Annotated in this window: 17 protein-coding genes; 13 read left to right on the top strand and 4 right to left on the bottom strand. The window is 43.2% G+C overall.

Annotation, left to right across the window (positions count from 1 at the left end):
• The first annotated feature begins 86 nt into the window (after positions 1-86).
• From ABFY09_RS06860 to ABFY09_RS06875, 4 genes are all read left to right on the top strand, one after another.
• Positions 87-818, top strand: coding sequence for a 16S rRNA (uracil(1498)-N(3))-methyltransferase (locus ABFY09_RS06860; protein ID WP_347983559.1), 732 nt, complete (start codon positions 87-89; stop codon positions 816-818).
• 113 nt (positions 819-931) lie between these two features.
• Positions 932-2,443 carry a TolC family outer membrane protein gene (locus ABFY09_RS06865; RefSeq protein WP_347983560.1) on the top strand — a complete coding sequence of 504 codons (1,512 nt, stop codon included), beginning with the start codon at positions 932-934 and terminating at the stop codon, positions 2,441-2,443.
• A gap of 218 nt (positions 2,444-2,661) precedes the next feature.
• Positions 2,662-3,609: a glutathione synthase gene (gshB, locus tag ABFY09_RS06870; protein WP_347983561.1), complete on the top strand. Its 948-nt coding sequence runs from the start codon at positions 2,662-2,664 to the stop codon at positions 3,607-3,609.
• 6 nt (positions 3,610-3,615) lie between these two features.
• Positions 3,616-4,479, top strand: a complete 864-nt coding sequence (locus tag ABFY09_RS06875; RefSeq protein ID WP_347983562.1) for an energy transducer TonB — start codon at positions 3,616-3,618, stop codon at positions 4,477-4,479.
• A gap of 110 nt (positions 4,480-4,589) precedes the next feature.
• On the opposite strand, the gene rpoH is transcribed toward ABFY09_RS06875, so the two are convergent.
• The 4 genes from rpoH to ftsY form a co-directional block, all read right to left on the bottom strand.
• Positions 4,590-5,456, bottom strand: a complete 867-nt coding sequence (gene rpoH, locus ABFY09_RS06880; protein WP_347983563.1) for an RNA polymerase sigma factor RpoH — start codon at positions 5,454-5,456, stop codon at positions 4,590-4,592.
• A gap of 131 nt (positions 5,457-5,587) precedes the next feature.
• Positions 5,588-6,595 (bottom strand): permease-like cell division protein FtsX, encoded by a 1,008-nt coding sequence (gene ftsX, locus ABFY09_RS06885; RefSeq protein ID WP_347983564.1) that lies wholly within the window; start codon positions 6,593-6,595, stop codon positions 5,588-5,590.
• The gene (ftsE, locus tag ABFY09_RS06890) at positions 6,596-7,267 is read right to left on the bottom strand and encodes a cell division ATP-binding protein FtsE (protein ID WP_347983565.1); all 672 of its coding nucleotides are present in this window, start codon (positions 7,265-7,267) and stop codon (positions 6,596-6,598) included. It lies immediately after the preceding gene.
• A gap of 64 nt (positions 7,268-7,331) precedes the next feature.
• Positions 7,332-8,747, bottom strand: coding sequence for a signal recognition particle-docking protein FtsY (ftsY, locus tag ABFY09_RS06895; RefSeq protein WP_347983566.1), 1,416 nt, complete (start codon positions 8,745-8,747; stop codon positions 7,332-7,334).
• A 171-nt stretch (positions 8,748-8,918) separates the two neighbouring features.
• Here ftsY and ABFY09_RS06900 point away from each other — a divergent pair, with 171 nt between their 5' ends.
• From ABFY09_RS06900 to ABFY09_RS06940, 9 genes are all read left to right on the top strand, one after another.
• A complete protein-coding gene (locus ABFY09_RS06900) occupies positions 8,919-10,247 on the top strand; it encodes an insulinase family protein (RefSeq protein ID WP_347983567.1) in 1,329 nt (442 codons plus the stop codon).
• A complete protein-coding gene (gene rsmD / locus ABFY09_RS06905; protein ID WP_347983568.1) occupies positions 10,244-10,861 on the top strand; it encodes a 16S rRNA (guanine(966)-N(2))-methyltransferase RsmD in 618 nt (205 codons plus the stop codon). The genes ABFY09_RS06900 and rsmD overlap by 4 nt, the downstream gene beginning before the upstream one ends.
• A gap of 215 nt (positions 10,862-11,076) precedes the next feature.
• A complete protein-coding gene (locus ABFY09_RS06910) occupies positions 11,077-12,963 on the top strand; it encodes a methyl-accepting chemotaxis protein (RefSeq protein ID WP_347983569.1) in 1,887 nt (628 codons plus the stop codon).
• Between the two features lie 217 nt (positions 12,964-13,180).
• Complete coding sequence (locus ABFY09_RS06915; protein ID WP_347983570.1) at positions 13,181-14,338, top strand: homoserine O-acetyltransferase; 1,158 nt, start codon at positions 13,181-13,183, stop codon at positions 14,336-14,338.
• A complete protein-coding gene (gene metW / locus ABFY09_RS06920; protein ID WP_347983571.1) occupies positions 14,338-14,928 on the top strand; it encodes a methionine biosynthesis protein MetW in 591 nt (196 codons plus the stop codon). Before ABFY09_RS06915 ends, metW begins: the two co-directional genes overlap by 1 nt.
• Positions 14,929-14,962: 34 nt before the next feature.
• A complete protein-coding gene (gene rdgB, locus ABFY09_RS06925) occupies positions 14,963-15,568 on the top strand; it encodes an RdgB/HAM1 family non-canonical purine NTP pyrophosphatase (protein ID WP_347983572.1) in 606 nt (201 codons plus the stop codon).
• Positions 15,565-16,734 (top strand): radical SAM family heme chaperone HemW, encoded by a 1,170-nt coding sequence (hemW, locus tag ABFY09_RS06930; protein ID WP_347983573.1) that lies wholly within the window; start codon positions 15,565-15,567, stop codon positions 16,732-16,734. Before rdgB ends, hemW begins: the two co-directional genes overlap by 4 nt.
• A gap of 364 nt (positions 16,735-17,098) precedes the next feature.
• Positions 17,099-18,682, top strand: coding sequence for a BCCT family transporter (locus ABFY09_RS06935; RefSeq protein ID WP_347983574.1), 1,584 nt, complete (start codon positions 17,099-17,101; stop codon positions 18,680-18,682).
• 293 nt (positions 18,683-18,975) lie between these two features.
• On the top strand, positions 18,976-19,545 hold the full coding sequence (locus ABFY09_RS06940; RefSeq protein ID WP_347983575.1) for a TMEM165/GDT1 family protein: 570 nt from the start codon (positions 18,976-18,978) through the stop codon (positions 19,543-19,545).
• The last annotated feature ends 9 nt before the right edge of the window (positions 19,546-19,554 follow it).

Consider the following 19,554-nt stretch of genomic DNA (forward strand, 5'->3'; position numbering starts at 1 on the left):
TCTTTTTTCCGTTATAAAGCCCTCTGTGATGTTAAAGCGTCGCAGAGGGCTTTTTTATTTCTATCTTCTCAAACTTAGGACAAGGCATGCGTATTCCACGAATTTTTATTGATACAGACCTCAACGAGAATACTAAAATCAATTTACCTGATTCGACCTTTCAGCATGTTTGCAAAGTCCTTCGCCTCAAATCAGATCACCCGGTTCGTGTATTTAATGGCAAAGGTGGTCAATATCATGCCACTTTATGCGACGTAGAAAAACGTTCAGCTAGCCTGGCTATTTCTCATTTCGAGCCACTGCACAACGAATCCCCTATTCAAGTCACCATAGGTCAAACTCTCTCTCGTGGTGAGCGAATGGATTACGCCATTCAAAAATCAGTAGAAGCTGGCGTTTATGCAATCCAACCTTTATTCAGTGAACGATGCGAAGTAAAGCTACAAGACAACCGAGCAGAAAAGCGCCAACAACATTGGCAACAAGTAGCAATCAGTGCGGCAGAGCAATGTGGTAGAGGTATGGTTCCTATTGTCTATCCCCCTATAAATCTTGCGGATTGGCTAGACAATTGTAACGAAATGTTAAAGCTAACTCTGCATCACCACAGTGCAAAACCGATAAATCAGCTCCAATGCCCAGAAAATAAACAAGTCTGTTTACTTATTGGACCAGAAGGAGGCCTAACTGAAAACGAGGTTCAACTGTCTGAAAATAAAGGATTTAAAGCTATTACTTTAGGACCAAGAGTTTTAAGAACAGAAACCGCACCAATTGTTGCTTTGAGTGTAATAAACACACTTTGGGGGGATATTTAAAGCAATCTAGATAAAATATAAAAAAGCTGCTAACTCACATAACTACAACATATTCATGGTTTAAATGATTTTAAAATTTGGGCAGATACATTTATTAAAGGAACGATGGCTTTATGTTTTACCGACTTGCTCTGATTTCAACCTGTTATCTCAGTATTGCTTTACTATCTTCGACTGCTCATGCCATTACGCTTGAAGAAGCAGCTTACATCGCTATAGAAAATAGCCCTGAAGTCAGACAAGCTATTGCACAATATCGTGAGCTGAAAGAAGACGCAGAAGTGGCGCGCCGCACAGGCTACTACCCAAGCGTAGATCTGTCTGCTGGTATCGGACATGAAACAACTTACGCAGATGACTCCTCATCAGACGATGTAGACCTAACTCGACGAGAATTAACACTGGCATTAAACCAGCCTATTTTTAATGGATTCTCCACTCGCAACGAATTAAAACGACTCAGCAGTGAAGCCGAAGCTGACCGTTGGAACGCTCTTATTTCTGTTGAAAACACAGCGCTGGAAGTGGCTCAGGTGTTTGCAGATGTCTTACGCCACCGAGAACTTCTTGCGCTTGCCGACCTAAATTTAAAAGCCCATCAGCGCATTCATGAGCAGATTAAATTAAAAAGCGACACTGGCATTGGTCGTCAATCTGACTTTAGCCAGATCTCTGCACGCCTTTCGAAAGCGTACGCTAATAATTTAGCGGCAATTAATAACCTTAAAGACGCTGAAAGTAGTTATAAAAGCATCGTTGGAGAACTGCCTCCTGAAGAGATGATTTATCCAATTCCAGATCGCGCACTATTACCACAAGACCTTAACTCTGCGATCAGCGAAGCGCTTAAAAAAAATCCAGCAATTGAGGGCGCTTACTGGGATGTTCTTGCAACAGAAAGCCTGCAAGCTATAACTGATGCCGAGAAATACCCAACAATTAATTTCGTTTTAGAACGGACTTGGGACAACAATATAGACGGTGACGAAGGCCCTAGTGAAGACCTACTCGCCATGGTTCGACTTAATTACAACCTTTACAGTGGAGGCTCATCCAAACGCAAACAAGAAGCGGCTGTACAGCAAAACATCCAAGCTACAGAGATTCGTCGAAACACGATTCGTGACACAGAGTTAACCGTTCGATTGGCTTGGGCAGCTTATGAAGCAACTACAAAGCAGAAAGAACACATTCGACAATATGTTATTTCGACTAAAGAATCACAAGTCGCTTACGAAAAACAATTTCGTTTAGGTCGCCGCTCCTTATTGGATGTTTTAGACAGTGAAAATGAACTATTTGAAGCACGCCAAGACTACGTAAATGTTGACTACGATGAATTATTTTCTGAGTTTCGCTTATTCAACGCCAAAGGTGAGCTAATGAGAGCTCTTCGTATCTACCGTCCATCATTGCTCGGCTTTAATGACGAGTTTGATAAGAAAGGCTCTCTCACGGTAAAAAACAGTGTGGTTGAAGAACTAGTAGAGACCGAAAACTCGACAATTCAAAATGAGCCTAGTGCTGCGTCGCCAACCACTACTGACACAACAACGAAAACAGACCAAGAAAGTTTAGAAAACGAACTTTTCCTTGAGGCCAATGAAAACAGCAGTAGCTGGTAAATTTTATTAGAATTTATTTGTTAGAACCAAAAAGCTAGATGAGTGAAAGCCATTCACTCATCTAGCTTTTTTATCTCTCCATGCACCATCTATAAAAGCAACTATCTGCAAAACAATGGTGTTTTTTTCTTCTCAGCGTCCCCATATTTCTATAGCATCAATACTTATTAATATATTTTCAAAATACGAAGGTATTACTTCGTTTTAGGAATCACCCTATGACTATCAAACTCGGCATTGTTATGGATCCTATTTCATCCATAAACTACAAAAAAGACACCTCACTCGCCATGCTTTGGGCCGCTGCTGAAAAAGGCTGGCAGCTCATTTATATGGAGCAAAAAGATTTATTCATAGAAGAGGGAAAAGCATTCGCCATGACTCGCCCTCTCAATGTCTACAAAGACTCATCACACTTTTATGATCTAGGCGAAGAAACAAAAATACCGCTTGGCGACCTTGATGTCATTTTAATGCGCAAAGATCCACCGTTCGACAGTGAGTTTGTTTACAGCACCATGATTCTTGAGCAAGCAGAAAGAGATGGCGCATTGGTTGTGAATGACCCCAAAAGCCTTCGCGACTGCAACGAGAAACTCTTTGCAACCCAGTTCCCTCAATGTTGCCCACCAGTGTTAGTGACACGCCGTGCAGACTTACTAAAGTCCTTTCATAAAGAACACGGCGATGTGATTTTTAAACCTTTAGATGGCATGGGTGGAACCGCTATTTTTCGCCTCAAATCAGACGATTCAAACGTCAGTGTGATTATCGAAACCCTAACCAACATGGGTGCAGAACAAATCATGGCGCAGAAATTTATCCCTGAAATAAAGCAAGGCGATAAGCGCATCTTAATCGTCAATGGTGAGCCAGTTCCTTTCGCGTTGGCACGTATTCCAGCTTCAGGAGAAACTCGTGGTAATTTGGCAGCAGGCGGACGAGGCGAAGGCCGACCACTGAGCGACAGAGATCGTTGGATTTGCGAACAAGTTATTCCTTCTTTGAAAGAGAAAGGGCTAATGTTTGTTGGCTTAGACGTTATTGGCGATTACCTCACTGAAATAAATGTTACGAGCCCTACTTGTGTGAGAGAGCTAAACGACCAATTCGGTTTAGACATCGCCATGACATTAATTGAGGCAATCGAAGCACGCCTTCAGTAATATTAAATGATGCGAACACTCGATAAATTTTCCATCACGCTTTTCATTGCCATTAGCCTTCATGTGCTAATGGTGATGATTGTTGGCTTTGACTTCACACTTCCATCGCCCAAACCTAAAACCTTGGAAATCACTTTAGTTCAACACACAACAAAGGCACCTGTTGATGCAGACTTTATCGCCCAAGCTAACCAACAAGCCAGCGGTACAGAGTTACGCAAACAAAAGCTGACAACTACAGAAAACTCCCGTTTTTTATCAGATACTATTCAAGAAATATCACCACCGATTCAACCACAACTGGCCTCAGCTGAACCCATTGATGAGCCTAGAGTACTTGCTACAAGCAACCAAGAAGCGATTTTTGAAGTACTTGATGAGTCTGAACAAGAAGTAAAAACCTTAGAAGAAAGGTTTCGTGGTGAGACTCAACTCCCTAGTCATCTTTCTACTGACATAGCAACCTTAGAAGCGCTACTCGACCAGCAACGCCAATCTTATGCTAAGCGCCCACGTATTCGCCGTTTGACCTCTGTTTCAGCAAAAGCGGCAGTCGATGCTCAGTATCTAGATGACTGGCGACGCAGAATTGAACGAATAGGCAACATTCATTACCCAGAAGAAGCCAAGCGAAATCATTTATACGGGGAATTACGTTTGGCCGTCAGCCTACTTCCAAACGGCTACATTGATGATATTGAAATCTTACATTCATCAGGAAAAAGAGTATTAGATGACGCAGCTATGCGCATTGTTCGATTGGCAGAACCTTTCCAAGCCTTTCCAAGCGAACTCAAAAAGGAAGTAGATAAGCTCGAGATTATTCGGACCTGGCGCTTTGTGCCTGGCAACCAATTAAGAAGTCAGTGAGCACTCTCTTCTACGCCAAAAAGCGAACCTCACAACACACATTCTAAAAACAAAAAAGCCTTCTTTATGGTGATCACAAAGAAGGCTTTTTTTATCTCAAGAAAGAAAGATCAATCGAACTGACCTTCCCCCATTGCAACACGTATTTTTTTCATAGCGTTTTTTTCGAGCTGACGAATTCGCTCAGCTGAAACACCATATTCATCGGCCAAATCATGCAAAGTTGATTTGCCGTCTGACAACCAACGTTGCACTAGGATATTACGGCTACGTTCGTCCAAATCAGCCATTGCAACTTCAAGGCGCTGGTTAGAATCTTCTGTCCAGTCACCATTTTCAAGCAAAGTTGCTGGGTCGTATCTATGATCTTCTAAATACTGAGACGGCGCCTGAAATGCGCTTTCATCGTCGTCATCAGCAGAAGCATCAAAAGCCATATCAGAAGAACTTAAGCGCCCTTCCATCTGACGAACCACCTCAGGCGTTACGCCCAAATCACTCGCAACAGACTCAACTTCAGAATTACTGAACCAAGACAAGCTCTTCTTCGCGCTACGTAGGTTGAAAAACATTTTACGTTGAGCTTTGGTTGTCGCAACTTTTACGATGCGCCAGTTTTTCAGAATGAACTCATGAATCTCTGCTTTAATCCAATGCACAGCAAAAGAAACAAGGCGCACGCCCACTTCAGGGTTAAAGCGCTTAACAGCCTTCATTAGGCCAACATTGCCTTCTTGGATTAAGTCGCCTTGTGCTAAACCATATCCGGAATAACTTTTCGCGATATGAACAACAAATCTCAAATGCGACATTACCAATGTACGTGCTGCTTCGAGGTCTTCTTGATAGTAAAGACGCTCAGCCAATGCTTTTTCTTCATCAGCGGATAAAATCGGAATTCTACTAACGGCCTGTATGTAGGACTCAAGGTTTTGACCTGGAATCATCATGTCCGTAGGTTGGAGAGTTTTAGCCATCTCTATTTCCACCTTTTTAATTGCTCATACTGAGTATGAGAAAAATATTACCAAGTAAGTGCTTTCCATGTGTGACATAAATGTGAATAAACCATGGCTATTATCTAATGACTGATATTAGCCTTTTATGATCACTGCAATTCAATATTTGCTATATGACGATTCACTGCAATCCAAGAGCCAATCACGCCAACAAAAGCACTAATAGTTAAACACAAAACAATCTCATCTGCATTAAAAGACTGCAACTCAAAGCCACTTTGGTAGGAATCTATCAAACGCTCTGCAGGCGCACTAATCCACCAGCTGAGCAAGAGAACACATAGGCTGGCAAAGAGCCCGCCTAAGGCACCAAACCAAAATCCCATGTATAAAAATGGGCGACGAATATAACCATCTGTCGCACCGACTAATTTCATAACCAAAACTTCATCGCGACGACTTTCTACCGCCATTCGAATCGTATTACCGACAATTAAAAACACTGCCACCACCAATAAAACAGACAACGCATAAGAAAAACGCTGTCCAAAACTCAATATATTGGCAAGACGCTGTAACCATTGTGCATCTAATTCTGCGTATTCCACTTCTTGTTGACTAGCCAATTGATCACGTAATACCTGTAAGTTCGGCAAAGTCGTCACATCCACCATTTCGCGAGGGATAACTCGTAACACAATCGGCAAAGGGTTCTCTGGTAAAGAAGATAAGATCTGTTCGTAGCCACTGGATTGCTCGAAATATCTTAACCCCTCCTCCTTAGAAATATATTCCACCGATGCCACGTCCGCTTGTGCAGAAATACGATGAGACAAAGCAAGCGCCTGAGTGTCTTCTAAACCAGGGAACAAATACAAAGTAATGACTGACTGCTGCTCCCATTGATCTGTCACCGATTGCACGTTTTTCAACAAAACATACAAACCACTAGGCAAAGACAAAGCAATGGCAATCACCATCACCGTCATCACACTAGACAAAGGATAAGACACCAAACGCATGAAGCTTTCAGTCAATGTCGTTTGATGCTGTCTTAGATACTTACCAAGATTGAATGAAGAGCGAGCAGGCCAATGATGCTTTGTCGCCTTTATCGATTCTCTTGTAGCGCCACGCTGATTGGGTTTCTGTGCCATTTAGCCAAACCCTCCATCGTTAACCATTCGTCCTTGATTAAGAGTAAGCACTCGATGACGCATGCGAGCAACCAAAGCCAAATCGTGACTGGCAATCAACACTGTCACACCCACTCGGTTAAACTCTTGAAAAAGATTCATGATTTCAGCGGATAATTTAGGATCTAAGTTACCTGTAGGCTCATCGGCCAATAGAAGTTGCGGCTTATTGACGACTGCTCGAGCAATACCGACACGCTGCTGCTCACCACCAGACAATGCCATCGGATTATATTTTTCCTTATCCAACAATCCGACTTTGTCCAATGCAGCACGCACACGCTTCGCAATTTGTTGTGGATCTGCGCCGCTCACCTGCAAAGGCAAAGCAACATTATGGAAAACACTCCTATCAAATAAAAGCTGGTGATTTTGAAACACCACACCCACTCGACGTCTGTGCTGAGGAATCGCCCGTCGACTTAACGTTCGCAGATCAACACCATCGACAAGAATTTGCCCTGATGTCTGGCGCTCAATCATCATCATGAGTTTCATTAAGGTACTTTTACCTGCACCAGAATGCCCAGTAAGAAACGCCATTTCACCTTGGCGCAAATGAAAACTCACCTGCGACAATGCTTCCTGCCCGCTCTCGTACTTTTTACCCACTCGCTGAAATTCGATTTCCACCTTGATCCACTATCCTTAAATTAAAATAAGAAACGCCAGTTTATAAGGCGAATCGCTCAAAATTTTATTCACTTTCAAACAATGCGTCTACGAACTCTTGCGCAACGAAAGGACGTAAATCATCCGCCTGCTCACCCACGCCAATATAACGTATAGGCAAACCGAACTGTTTGGCAATCGCAAAGATAATCCCGCCTTTTGCTGTGCCATCCAATTTCGTCAAAGTAATACCACTTACGCCAACGGCTTCAGAGAAAAGCTTAGCTTGGCTAATCGCGTTTTGACCAGTGCCGGCATCAAGCACAAGCATGACTTCATGGGGTGCGTTTTCATCAAGCTTTTTCATTACTCGAACGACTTTCGACAACTCATTCATTAAGTTTTCTTTGTTTTGCAAACGACCCGCTGTGTCAGCAATAACAACATCAACACCTTTGGCTTTAGCGGATTCAAGCGCATCATAAATAACAGACGCAGAATCTGCACCTGTATGTTGTGCGACAACAGGAACATTATTACGTTCACCCCAAACCTGAAGCTGCTCAACCGCTGCGGCACGGAATGTATCGCCCGCCGCCAACATAACACTTTTGCCTTCTGCCTGATATTTTTTAGCCAACTTACCGATTGTGGTTGTTTTCCCAACACCATTCACGCCAACCATTAAAATAACGAAAGGACCTTCTTTACTCACAGGCTCAAGAGTTTTCTGTGAGTTGCTCAGAATATCGGCCATATCAGATTTAAGCGTTGTCAGTAACGTATCTGAGTCTTTCAACTCTTTACGATTCAACTTATCCGTCAGCCCATTCACCAACGCCTGAGTAGCATCAATGCCCACATCCGCCATCAGAAGCTGAGTTTCAAGCTCTTCTAACAGGTCATCATCAACTTTTTTGCTGCCCAAAATCACAGACGATAAACCGTTGCCTAATCCGCCGCGAGTACGAGACAAACCGGCTTTAATTCTTTGCGCCCAAGAAAGCGTCGGAGTTTTTGGCTCTTCTTTCACTTCTTCTGCTTGAGGCGCTTCGTCTTCCACCGTTTCAGCTTCGACTTCTTCTACAGGTTCAGCAACTTCTGGCTCTTCAGCAACAACAGGTTCTTCTACGATCGCTTCTGTCACATCTTTCGTAGCAATTGGTGCTTGCTCAACTTCAGGCGTTTCTGCCGTTAATTCTTTTTCAGAAACGGCCAACTCTTCCACTAAATCACTTTCTGCAATCGGTGCTTTTCCGGTCACAATGTCTGCTTCAACAACAGAAGGCTTATCAATAGGTTCGCTTACTGGCGCATCTTGAGCAGCTTGGTCTTTTCTTTTCGCTGCTTTAATTTCTGCATTCATCTTATTCACAAAACGACGACGAATAACAAAAGCAACGATCGCTAAACTTGTACCAATCGCAATTGGTACATAACGAGCGTATTCCTCACCAAGATAAGGCGTAAAAAAAGCAATAATTTGATTAACAATTTCCATTAAATTTGTCTCTTTATTTTGACTGATGCAGTAAACACCAGTGAAATGCTATGATTAGAAGCAACGCCACAAGATTGGGCGCGTAAAAATGAGTATTTTACCATCATTCTAGCTAGCAAACAGGTCTAGTTTCACGCAAAACGACATATAACACACACCTTAAGGTGCTTTATGCCCGATAATAGTAAACCTCTGTTCAGTCGACCTGTTTTAGCCATCATTATGGTTTTCTGTACATTAGCCGTTTGGGTGCTACAACTCACTGCGCCAAGCAGCAAACTCCCGACGCCGAATATAGAAACATCCGAAACGGATTCCGGTATTCCCATTATTTGGCTTGAGCAAAACAGTTGGGAAGGTGGTGACAAAGTTGAAATTCGCTTTACCTTCCGAACGCCAGTTTCTCAATCAGCACCAACAGACGCCAATCTGGCCCAAACAACACTTGCCATGCTAATGAGTGATTCCTTGCCACTTAGCACGGCATCCATAAACCAAAGGTTAGCGCCTTTAGCCGCGCAAGCCAGTAGCCATTATGACTATGAAAGTCAGGTCATTGGTTTAACGCTCAGCAGCCAAACAACTTATCTCATGCGCACGCTATCATTAGTGGACAACTGGTTGGCAGAACCTGCATTTAAGCATCGCACATTAGATAATTGGCAACGACGCCACACAGAAACGGAGCCATACAAAGCAGAAGAAAGACTGTTTCAGGATCAGGACAAGCAGGAAAATAACACCGATGTGGTAGCCGTCACATTGGAGCAAGTCAGCCAGTATTACAAAACAATACACTCAAATGCGTCTGCCATTTACGTGATCGGCAACTTAAATACAGAAGCAAAAGCCGCTATTGAAGAGGTTCTTAATAATGTCAGCGAAAACGATCAACTCGCTGTGGAATCAACGTCAATAGAAGAATATGAGCCTGCCTCTCACACAGTTGAATTTAACAAAAAGTCAGCATCAAATTATCTATGGCAAACTCAAAGCGCTGTTGCTTTGGAGCCTATTGCATCGGTCAAAGAATGGATCAGCTTACAAATATGGGGCGCAGATTTAGTCTCAACATTGAATAAACAAACCAATATGGATTTTGTACAGCTTGCCTTTACCTTATCGCCAAAACACCCTTGGGCTCGTTGGAACATTCAATATTCCGCTGCGCTAACTCAAGACGCCGAGAACCTAAACACAAAAATGCTCGATGCGAAAAGCTTCCTAACACAACACAACATCCCATCAGCTCAAAACCAAGCCACTTTTAACAGACTGTTTGATAGTTTTAAAACACAATTGGAAATACAAACTCAGTCTCCAACATGGTGGAGCTATATGGCGACCCAAGTCATCCATTTAGACGGGCAATTAACCTTGGAAGAATTTGTAAACTCCTATAAAAAAGCCATCGACACTTTTACCCAAACCGATTACCAGAACGCCTTAACAGGTTTATTAAAGGCATCGACTTACCAAGAGATTCAGGTTTACCAATGAGAAAGAAAACACCACAGCAAGCTTCCAAAAGCAGCAAAGCTAAGGCTTCTAAACTCCGAATAATTGCCGGTGAATGGCGCTCACGTCAGTTGCCTATTCCTAATATTGAAGGCTTAAGGCCCACACCAGACAGAGTGCGCGAAACCCTCTTCAATTGGATTAATCATTTCGTTCCCGGTGCGACATGCGGCGACTTTTTTTGTGGCTCTGGCGCATTAGGTCTAGAAGCCTTATCCCGCGGCGCCAAGCATCTTACCTTTGTTGATAACTCTCGTGTCGTTTCTCAACAAATGACGGCTAACCTCGCCACATTAGGCGCGACCAATGCCGAAGTCATCACACAAAATGCAGCAGCGTTTCTAGAAACAGCCACGCCTCAGCCATTAGACATCATCTTCTTAGATCCGCCTTTTCGCAAAGGTTGGTTGGCGCAAATCATTCCTCTACTAGAAAAAGGCTGGTTAGCAGAACGCGCTCTGGTCTACATCGAAATGGAAAAAGAAACCGCGATTCCTTCTTTACCGAACAACTGGACATTACAAAAAGAAAAAACAGCAGGTCAATTAGTCTATCGGCTCTTTGAGGTATCCAATCCACTGAGTGGAACTCATTAACACCACAATAAAACGCCCTACCCAAGATAGGGCATTTACATAAATCAACACCACTTCACGCACTAAAACCATACACCCAACGACAATGGACCAACCTCTTCCCTTGTAAAACGCTCGATCTAACGTGCTCCATTACTGGCGTAATGCTTGCTTAGCTCTCTTTGTCATATGCATATTTATGTGCATAGTTCGTCGATATTAAAAGGGAACCTCGTATGTTGGCAAATCTATCCTTTAAAGCGAAACTACTACTTTTACTTTTTATCGCCATCATAGGCTTTATCACCGTCACTTTTGTTGCGATGCAAAGTCTATCAGAAGAAAGAAGCGCTAATCAGGAACTTAGAACGCTTTCCAAAATTCAATCATCTAACGATCGTTTAAATATTCAAATGTTAGAAATCTCCGATGGTTTGAGATCTATTTCAGAAGACAGTTATTCTGATTACGTCAATGCAACAAACCAACAGATAGAAAAGAATGGCATTATCATTCATGAAAACATCGAAAAAGCTAAAAATTTAGAACTAAAACAAACATTAGAAGATAGTCTCATCACGATCAACGACTACAGTGAAGCACTGCTCGCTCTTATTGAAGAACGTCATCTCATGGGGTTTGACTCAGCTTCCGGCCTACGTGGAAAAATAAATAATATGGGCATAGAGATCAGTGAAGACATAAATCATCTTAGTCTATTAAACAGAGAATTCACTAATGTTCGTAAAGCAGAAGCAGGATACTTAGCCGATCCAACAGATGAGATCTTTGAAGAGCTCTCTAGCAGTTTTTCCCGTTACGAAAATCGTGTACTAAACTTCGGATTCGAGGATACTCATGGGGTAAAAGCCTATGCATATCGTGATGCTCTTATTCAATACGGGGAAGAGTTTAAAAGACTCAATCAAGTCGAAACTGAATTTGAATTGCAAAGAAAACGCTTCAATGAAAACCAACTACAATCTAGTCTGCTTATTGAAAGTGTCATATCGAAGGCCGAATTAAGTACTGAAAGCAGCGCCCAAAAAGCAAATATCATGCTCCTCAGCGTGAGCGCAGCCGTCATCCTCATCGCAACACTTTTAATGACCACTATTGGACGTAGTGTAAACAAGACTCTGCAAAGCATCATTACAGACTTGAACAAAGTGAAACAAGGCAATATGACAGCCAAAGCGCAAGTTAACAACAAACGTAACGATGAATTTGATCAATTAAGTCAATCGCTTAATGAAATGACGACAGGGTTAGGCGGGGTTTTACATGATGTAGTTTCCACCACTGATAGCGTTGGCACAATGTCGGTTGATTTGAATAATACGATTAACAACATAGCCAGCAGCAACCATCTAGTGAACCAACGTACTCATTCATTGGCTAGCGCTACTGACAACATATCCAATCGACTGACCGAATTATCCAGTACAACAGATTCTCTTCGTCTCCAATCTAACAACACATACCAGTCTGCTAAATCTGGTGCGGAGACGATAAAAGCAGTACTCAATAGTATTAGCGACACAGTTAATGTCGTAAATACCACCAGCGGTCAGCTAAATGAACTAGGTAAATTATCAAAAGACATTGATGACGTTATTGGTATGATCAACGATTTGGCAAACCAGACCAACCTACTAGCCTTAAACGCTGCCATTGAAGCAGCACGAGCAGGAGAAGCTGGACGAGGCTTTTCAGTGGTCGCCGACGAAGTTCGCGCCTTAGCTGAAAAAACAGTCGATGCAACATCCAAAATCACCGAAATCGTCAACACTATCCAAAGTTCGACTCAAACAGCAATCTCGACAATGCAAGGCGGGCAAGCCAACTTAAAAGTAATCAGTGCAAATGGTGGACATGCAGAAGAAGCTATGCGAGAAATCGAATCCAGTGCAATGACAGGTTCACAGTCTACCGATGAAATGGCTAATGCCATTCAGGACGTCGCCAGCACAGCAATACAAATGAGTTCAGAAATGGAAGAAATTGCACGACAATTGAATCAAGACACTGACTCAATCGATATATTGGCCGATAAGACAAAGCAAATTCAAAACCTATCTGATCAACTCGCTAATAAAACACAAGTGTTTACTCTGGCATAATCTCTCCATAAAGTGCTTCTTATTGCTCTAGCGACACTTCTGAGTAATAAGAAGCATTTTATCACCTTTTGATATCCGATTCTTCCATTCTCACAGATACGATCAAGCCTTGATGCTATGCAACGCAAACGCTAGACTGTGTGCCATTATTCATCAATAAAGTTTCCCATTTTTCTTCACGGGAATTCGAGCATTTTCATTAGGATTACCGAAAACTATGCCGGACGTTATTCCAGCCGACTCTGTAGGACTTGTTACGCCACAGATTGCAAAGTTTGAAACCTCACTGGACCTTTCCTGTGGGCAAACTTTGTCAAGTTACCAGCTTGTTTATGAAACCTACGGCACGCTCAATGAAGACGCTTCCAACGCGATTCTAATTTGCCATGCATTAAGCGGCGATCATCATGCGGCTGGCTTTCACTCTATGGATGATAAAAAGCCCGGTTGGTGGGATTCGGCTATTGGCCCAAACAAAGCCATTGATACGAATGAATTCTTTGTTATTGCCTTAAATAACTTAGGCGGTTGTTGTGGTTCTACTGGGCCAACCAGTATCAACCCAGACACGGGAAAACGCTGGGAAGCCGATTTCCCAATGGTTACTGTCGAAGACTGGGTAGAAAGCCAAGCTCGCCTAGCGGATTTATTAGGTATTCAAACCTTTGCTGCGATCATTGGCGGCAGCCTTGGTGGCATGCAAGTATTGGAATGGAGCATTCGTTATCCAGATCGCCTTAAATCAGCCGTTCTGATTGCCTCAGCGCCTAAATTGTCCACACAAAACATCGCCTTCAATGAAGTAGCGCGTCAATCTATTCGTCGCGATCCTGAGTTTTTCGATGGCAACTATCTTGGCAACGAGGCCATTCCAACCAATGGTTTAGGTTTGGCTCGCATGTTAGGACACATTACCTACTTGTCAGATGACGCCATGGGCGCGAAATTCGGTCGTCAAATGCGTAATGACACATATCAGTACAATTACGACATCGAATTTGAAGTAGAAAGCTACCTAAGATACCAAGGCGAAGCCTTCACTAAACGCTTTGATGCCAACACGTATATGTTGATGACAAAAGCCTTGGATTACTTCGACCCTGCATCAAAAACCGATAATGACTTAGCAAAAGCCCTCAGCCATACACGCTGTGAATTTTTACTGGTGTCTTTCACAACGGATTGGCGCTTTGCCCCAGAGCGCAGCGAAGAGATAGTCAACGCCTTAATCAAAGCAGGCAAACCTGTTTCGTATGCCAAGATCGAAGCGGCAGAAGGTCACGATGCTTTTTTATTCCCGATTCCTCGTTATATGGCCGTGTTGAATACGTTTCTAACACGTGTTTCCAATAACCTAACCACGGAGGCCAAATAATGCGCAGTGATTTAGAAATGATCGACGAATGGATTCAGCCCAAAACCCGTGTTTTAGATTTGGCGTGTGGCCCGGGTGAATTGCTTCACCATTTAATCCAGAACAAACAAGTCAGTGGTTATGGCTTAGAGATCCGTGACAAGGATCTAAACACTTGTATTGAAAAAGGCATTCCTGTTTTAGAGCAAAACATTGACGAAGGTTTGCAAAATTTCGACGACCAAAGCTTTGATGTGGTAATGATGACACACGCTTTGCAGCAATTCCGTCGCCCTGATTTATTGATCGACGAAATGCTCCGCATCGGCAAAGAGTGCATCATTACGTTCCCGAACTTTGGCCATTGGCGTAACCGCATACACCTTGCCATAAAAGGTCGCATGCCAGTGTCTGAGTTTTTGCCTTATAACTGGTACGACACTCCAAACATTCACTTCTTTACCTTTCAAGATTTTGAACGTTTATGTCGCGAAAAAAACATCAAAATTTTACGTTGGGCCGCCGTAGATGGCCAATTAAAAGACCACTGGTGGATACGCAGCATGCCTAACTTATTCAGTGAAACAGCGATCTTTCACATCAGCCGTTAAACCACACATTTCTATTAGCTTTAAAGGTATTCCCATGAGCCAAACCATTGTTTTAGCCAGTAACAACGCTGGAAAAATCAAAGAATTCAACGCACTACTCAGCAACATGGGGATTGATGTTAAGCCTCAAGGAGAGTTTCAAGTTGAAGAAGCAGATGAAACAGGTCTGAGCTTTATTGAAAATGCCATTTTAAAAGCGCGCCACGCTTGCGCGAAAACAGGCTTGCCAGCCTTGGCAGACGACTCCGGTATTGAAGTCGATTACCTTAACGGAGCCCCGGGCATTTACTCGGCGCGTTTTGCTGGCGAACATGGCAACAATGCCGCCAACAATGCTTTATTACTGGAAAAATTAGACGGCGTGCCAGACATTGAGCGTACCGCTCGTTTTCACTGCGTATTGGCTTACATGCGCCATGAAAATGACCCAACACCTCTCGTATTCCATGGCACATGGGAAGGTCGGATTTTAGAGTCGAGCGCAGGTCAAGAAGGCTTTGGTTACGACCCTATTTTCTATGTTCCAGAATGCGGTTGTAGTTCTGCCAGCTTACCAAAAGAAGTCAAAAATCAGATCAGCCATCGCGCGAAGGCCTTAAAACAATTGGTCGCAGCCTTTCAGCAAGGCAATGTATTGTGAACAAAGGCCTGCCTCCGTTAAGCCTATACATTCATTTACCTTGGTGTGTCAAAAAGTGCCCTTATTGTGATTTTAATTCACACCAAGCCGACCGCTTTTCGGACAATGGCGAATTACCAGAAGACGCTTATCTTGCTCAACTACTGGCGGATCTAGACACAGATTTGCCTTATGTTGCAGGTCGCCCAATTCAAAGTGCTTTTATTGGTGGCGGCACACCAAGCTTAATGAGCGAAGATTTCTACTATCGCCTTATGGACGCTCTCAGGGAAAAGCTTGTTTGGGTCGACGATGCAGAAATCACAATGGAAGCGAATCCAGGAACTTTTGAACAAGAAAAGTTTCGTCATTTTCGCCAAGCGGGCATCAATCGCCTCTCTATTGGTATCCAAAGTTTCCAGCCAAACCTGTTGAAAACCCTAGGAAGAATCCACAACCGCGACGAAGCCATTCACGCTGTGGATAAATCCAGAGCCGCTGGGTTTGATAATATCAACATAGATTTGATGCATGGTTTGCCAGAACAAAGCCAAGCCATGGCGATGGAAGATTTATCCATCGCGATAAATTTGAACCCTGAACACCTTTCTTGGTATCAGCTGACAATAGAGCCTAACACCGAGTTTTATCGTCGCCCTCCCACCTTGCCAGAAGACAACACCTTGTGGGATATCCAAGATGCAGGTCAAAAATTACTGCAACAACATGGCTACAAACAATATGAAGTATCTGCGAATTCGAAACTAGGTTGCCGTGCCTCACACAATTTGAATTACTGGCGCTTTGGCGATTACATTGGCATTGGTGCAGGCGCTCATGGAAAAATCACGTTAGTTAATGGTCAAATATTTCGAACTCGAAAGACTCGACACCCAAATCATTACCTCAACAATTTACCAGAAGCGCTAGTCATTAAAGAAGAAATAGCCAAGGAAGACTTACCACTTGAGTTTATGATGAATCGCTTACGCTTGTTCGAAACCTTTGACCTTAAAGATTATGAGCGTTTCACCTATCAAACCCTACCAGATTCGTTGATTAGAGCCTGTAAAACCGCCATAAAACAAGGCTTGTTAGACGCTGAAGAATGGAAAAAGCACCGAGTAAAAACCACCGAAAAAGGAAAATTATTCCTTAATGAATTGCTCGAATTCTTCCTTCCTTAGTCCCGTCACTTTGCTTACTATAATTTGACATCTAACTAAATTACTGTACTCTTTGCAACCTCGTAAAAAAGGCCTTATAGATGGCCTTTTTTCGTTCCATTGCTAACCACATTGAAAATACGAAATGTATCTACTCGTTTTACTTACGACTCAAACCTATAACAATTTATTGTGTTCACGACACGCGTTTGAACTATCTAAAGCAGCTTAAACAGACCGACACAGGTCGTATTAAGAACAATCAAATGATAAGAGTTCTTTTAGGATGACGTAACGAGATGGCATAACGATGTACGAATGCCAGTTTGTATTGATCAGTTTGGAACATGGTTTAGCAACATTTCACTCATTCAGGAGAATACTTATGAGCACGAAAGTGCCTGAAAATGGTCGGAAAGAATACAACACAGCTTACAAGGTAGGACAAGACAACGTTCAGTTTCTTGGCCTAGACGTACTGAATCCTGTATTCAGTACCAGTGCTGTTATCATTTTTGCTTTTATCCTCGGAAGCATCTTATTTCCTAATGACGCAAGCGAACTTCTATCGAGTGCCAAAAGCTGGTCTATAAATAACTTTGACTGGTTCTTCATGGTATCTGGCAACATTTTTGTGCTGTTCTGCTTAGCGTTAATCGCTCTTCCGTTTGGTAAAATTCGCCTTGGTGGAACGCAAGCAACCGCTGAACACTCGACCATCACTTGGTTCTCAATGCTTTTTGCCGCCGGCATGGGCATTGGCTTGATGTTTTGGAGTGTCGCAGAACCTGTGGCGTATTACACAGGCTGGTACGGCACACCGTTTGAGGTCATGAAAAACACGCCGGAAGCCAAAGACTTAGCTATGGGTGCAACCATGTTCCATTGGGGTCTTCACCCTTGGGCTATTTATGCAGTTGTTGGTCTTTCTCTTGCTTTCTTCGCTTACAACAAAGGTTTGCCGCTAACGATTCGTTCTGCGTTCTACCCTTTATTAGGTGAAAAAGTCTGGGGGAAAATCGGTCACTTGATCGATATTATTTCTGTTATCGCGACTATTTTTGGTTTGGCAACATCACTTGGTTTTGGTGCTCAGCAAGCAACCAGTGGTCTGAACTTCTTATTCGGTATTCCAAACACACTAACAACGCAAATCCTTGTTATTTGTGCTGTAACGGCCGTTGCCATTGTTTCGGTTGCTCGTGGTTTGGAAGGCGGTGTTAAGCTGCTGTCTAACGTCAATATGATCATTGCTGCGGTATTGGCTTTGTTTATTGTGATCGTTGGTAACACAGGCGCGATTTTCGCGGCGATGGGTTCTTTCTTCCTTGGTTACATTGAAAACATCATTCCACTAAGTAACTGGATTGGTCGTGAAGACGAAACCTTCTACCACGGCTGGACTGTGTTCTACTGGGCTTGGTGGATTTCCTGGTCACCATTTGTCGGCATGTTTATCGCACGCGTTTCTCGTGGTCGTACAGTGCGTGAGTTTGTTGTGGCTGTGTTACTTGTGCCAACAGCGGTTTCATTGGTTTGGATGTCTATCTTCGGCGGTTCCGCATTGGACCAAGTCGAAAATGGCGTAGGCGCTTTGGCAAACGGCATCAGTGATTCTTCACTGGCGATGTTCCAAATGTTTGCAAGCTTGCCATTAACCTCTTTGACTTCTTTTGTGGGCATTGTTCTTGTCTTGGTGTTCTTTGTCACCTCTTCTGACTCTGGTTCTTTGGTTATCGACGGTATTACAGCCGGCGGTAAAACAGATGCGCCAATGATCCAGCGCGTGTTCTGGGCGGTTCTTGAAGGTGTTATCGCCATTGCCTTGTTAATTGGTGGAGGTTCTGAAGCACTTGGCGCTATTCAGGCTGCAGCAATCACCATTGGCTTACCTTTCACTTTGCTGATGCTCATCATGTGTATCAGTTTGTGGAAAGGCTTACGCAGCGACATACACCTTTATAAATAGTCGAGTTTAATAAAGATCAATGTCACTTAAAGCAATGCGAGTGAGGGCTTAACCTTCCCTCGCATTGTTTTTTCTAAGTAAGTATTTTATTATCAGCGCCCTCTTAGGGGAGTAATCTTCTTTGCTTTTTGCAAAGATCCTTTGTCAACATAATCGAGCCTCAAGCTCGTGGCAAAGAAGTCCTGATTCTATATTTTTTGAACAGTCAGGATTGATGAGACTTAAGACAGTAACTTGGCTCTGGTGGGCACAAGTCTATTGTCTTTTGTTTATGCCCACCTAGGATTTTTTATATGGATGCGTTACTCACTTCTATTTCTACCGTTGCTCTTGCTGAGATGGGTGATAAAACCCAACTCCTAGCGCTCTTCCTCGCAACACGCTTCCCATCAAAAATATCGATTGCTCTAGGTATTTTAGTAGCAACACTGCTCAATCATGCGATTTCTACTTGGCTTGGTGTGGAAATCAGTCATTGGTTGCCAATGAGCGCGGTGAATTGGGTGGTTGGCATCAGCTTTATCGCCGTTGGTTTGTGGTTACTCATTCCTGACAAAGACAACATCGAAGACAACAAGATACTGAAATACGGCGCATTCGGTGCAAGTTTTATGCTGTTTTTCCTCGCCGAAATTGGCGATAAAACTCAAATAGCGACGGTTTTATTAGGCGCTCACTATGGTAATGTTTGGATGGTTCTCATCGGTTCTACCGTAGGAATGATGCTAGCCAATGTACCTGTGGTATTTGCTGGTCGCTGGATAATGGATTGCATCAACGCGAAACGCACTCGTCAGCTGGCTTGCTTGCTTTTCCTCATCATGGGCGTTGCGACTATTGTGTCTCCATTGCTCAACTCATAAGGCTTTCTG

It is taken from the genome of Marinomonas sp. 5E14-1, assembly GCF_039939215.1.
Lineage (GTDB): Bacteria > Pseudomonadota > Gammaproteobacteria > Pseudomonadales > Marinomonadaceae > Marinomonas.

Excerpts from the sequence above, each read along its gene's own strand:
- ABFY09_RS06935 (WP_347983574.1), top strand. The coding sequence starts at position 17,099 with ATGAGCACGAAAGTGCCTGAAAATGGTCGGAAAGAATACAACACAGCT.
- ABFY09_RS06910 (WP_347983569.1), top strand. The coding sequence starts at position 11,077 with ATGTTGGCAAATCTATCCTTTAAAGCGAAACTACTACTTTTACTTTTT.
- gshB (WP_347983561.1), top strand. The coding sequence starts at position 2,662 with ATGACTATCAAACTCGGCATTGTTATGGATCCTATTTCATCCATAAAC.
- ABFY09_RS06900 (WP_347983567.1), top strand. The coding sequence starts at position 8,919 with ATGCCCGATAATAGTAAACCTCTGTTCAGTCGACCTGTTTTAGCCATC.
- ftsY (WP_347983566.1), bottom strand. The coding sequence starts at position 8,747 with ATGGAAATTGTTAATCAAATTATTGCTTTTTTTACGCCTTATCTTGGT.
- ftsX (WP_347983564.1), bottom strand. The coding sequence starts at position 6,595 with ATGGCACAGAAACCCAATCAGCGTGGCGCTACAAGAGAATCGATAAAG.
- ABFY09_RS06875 (WP_347983562.1), top strand. The coding sequence starts at position 3,616 with ATGATGCGAACACTCGATAAATTTTCCATCACGCTTTTCATTGCCATT.
- rpoH (WP_347983563.1), bottom strand. The coding sequence starts at position 5,456 with ATGGCTAAAACTCTCCAACCTACGGACATGATGATTCCAGGTCAAAAC.
- ABFY09_RS06865 (WP_347983560.1), top strand. The coding sequence starts at position 932 with ATGTTTTACCGACTTGCTCTGATTTCAACCTGTTATCTCAGTATTGCT.
- rdgB (WP_347983572.1), top strand. The coding sequence starts at position 14,963 with ATGAGCCAAACCATTGTTTTAGCCAGTAACAACGCTGGAAAAATCAAA.
- ABFY09_RS06915 (WP_347983570.1), top strand. The coding sequence starts at position 13,181 with ATGCCGGACGTTATTCCAGCCGACTCTGTAGGACTTGTTACGCCACAG.
- ABFY09_RS06940 (WP_347983575.1), top strand. The coding sequence starts at position 18,976 with ATGGATGCGTTACTCACTTCTATTTCTACCGTTGCTCTTGCTGAGATG.
- rsmD (WP_347983568.1), top strand. The coding sequence starts at position 10,244 with ATGAGAAAGAAAACACCACAGCAAGCTTCCAAAAGCAGCAAAGCTAAG.
- metW (WP_347983571.1), top strand. The coding sequence starts at position 14,338 with ATGCGCAGTGATTTAGAAATGATCGACGAATGGATTCAGCCCAAAACC.
- ABFY09_RS06860 (WP_347983559.1), top strand. The coding sequence starts at position 87 with ATGCGTATTCCACGAATTTTTATTGATACAGACCTCAACGAGAATACT.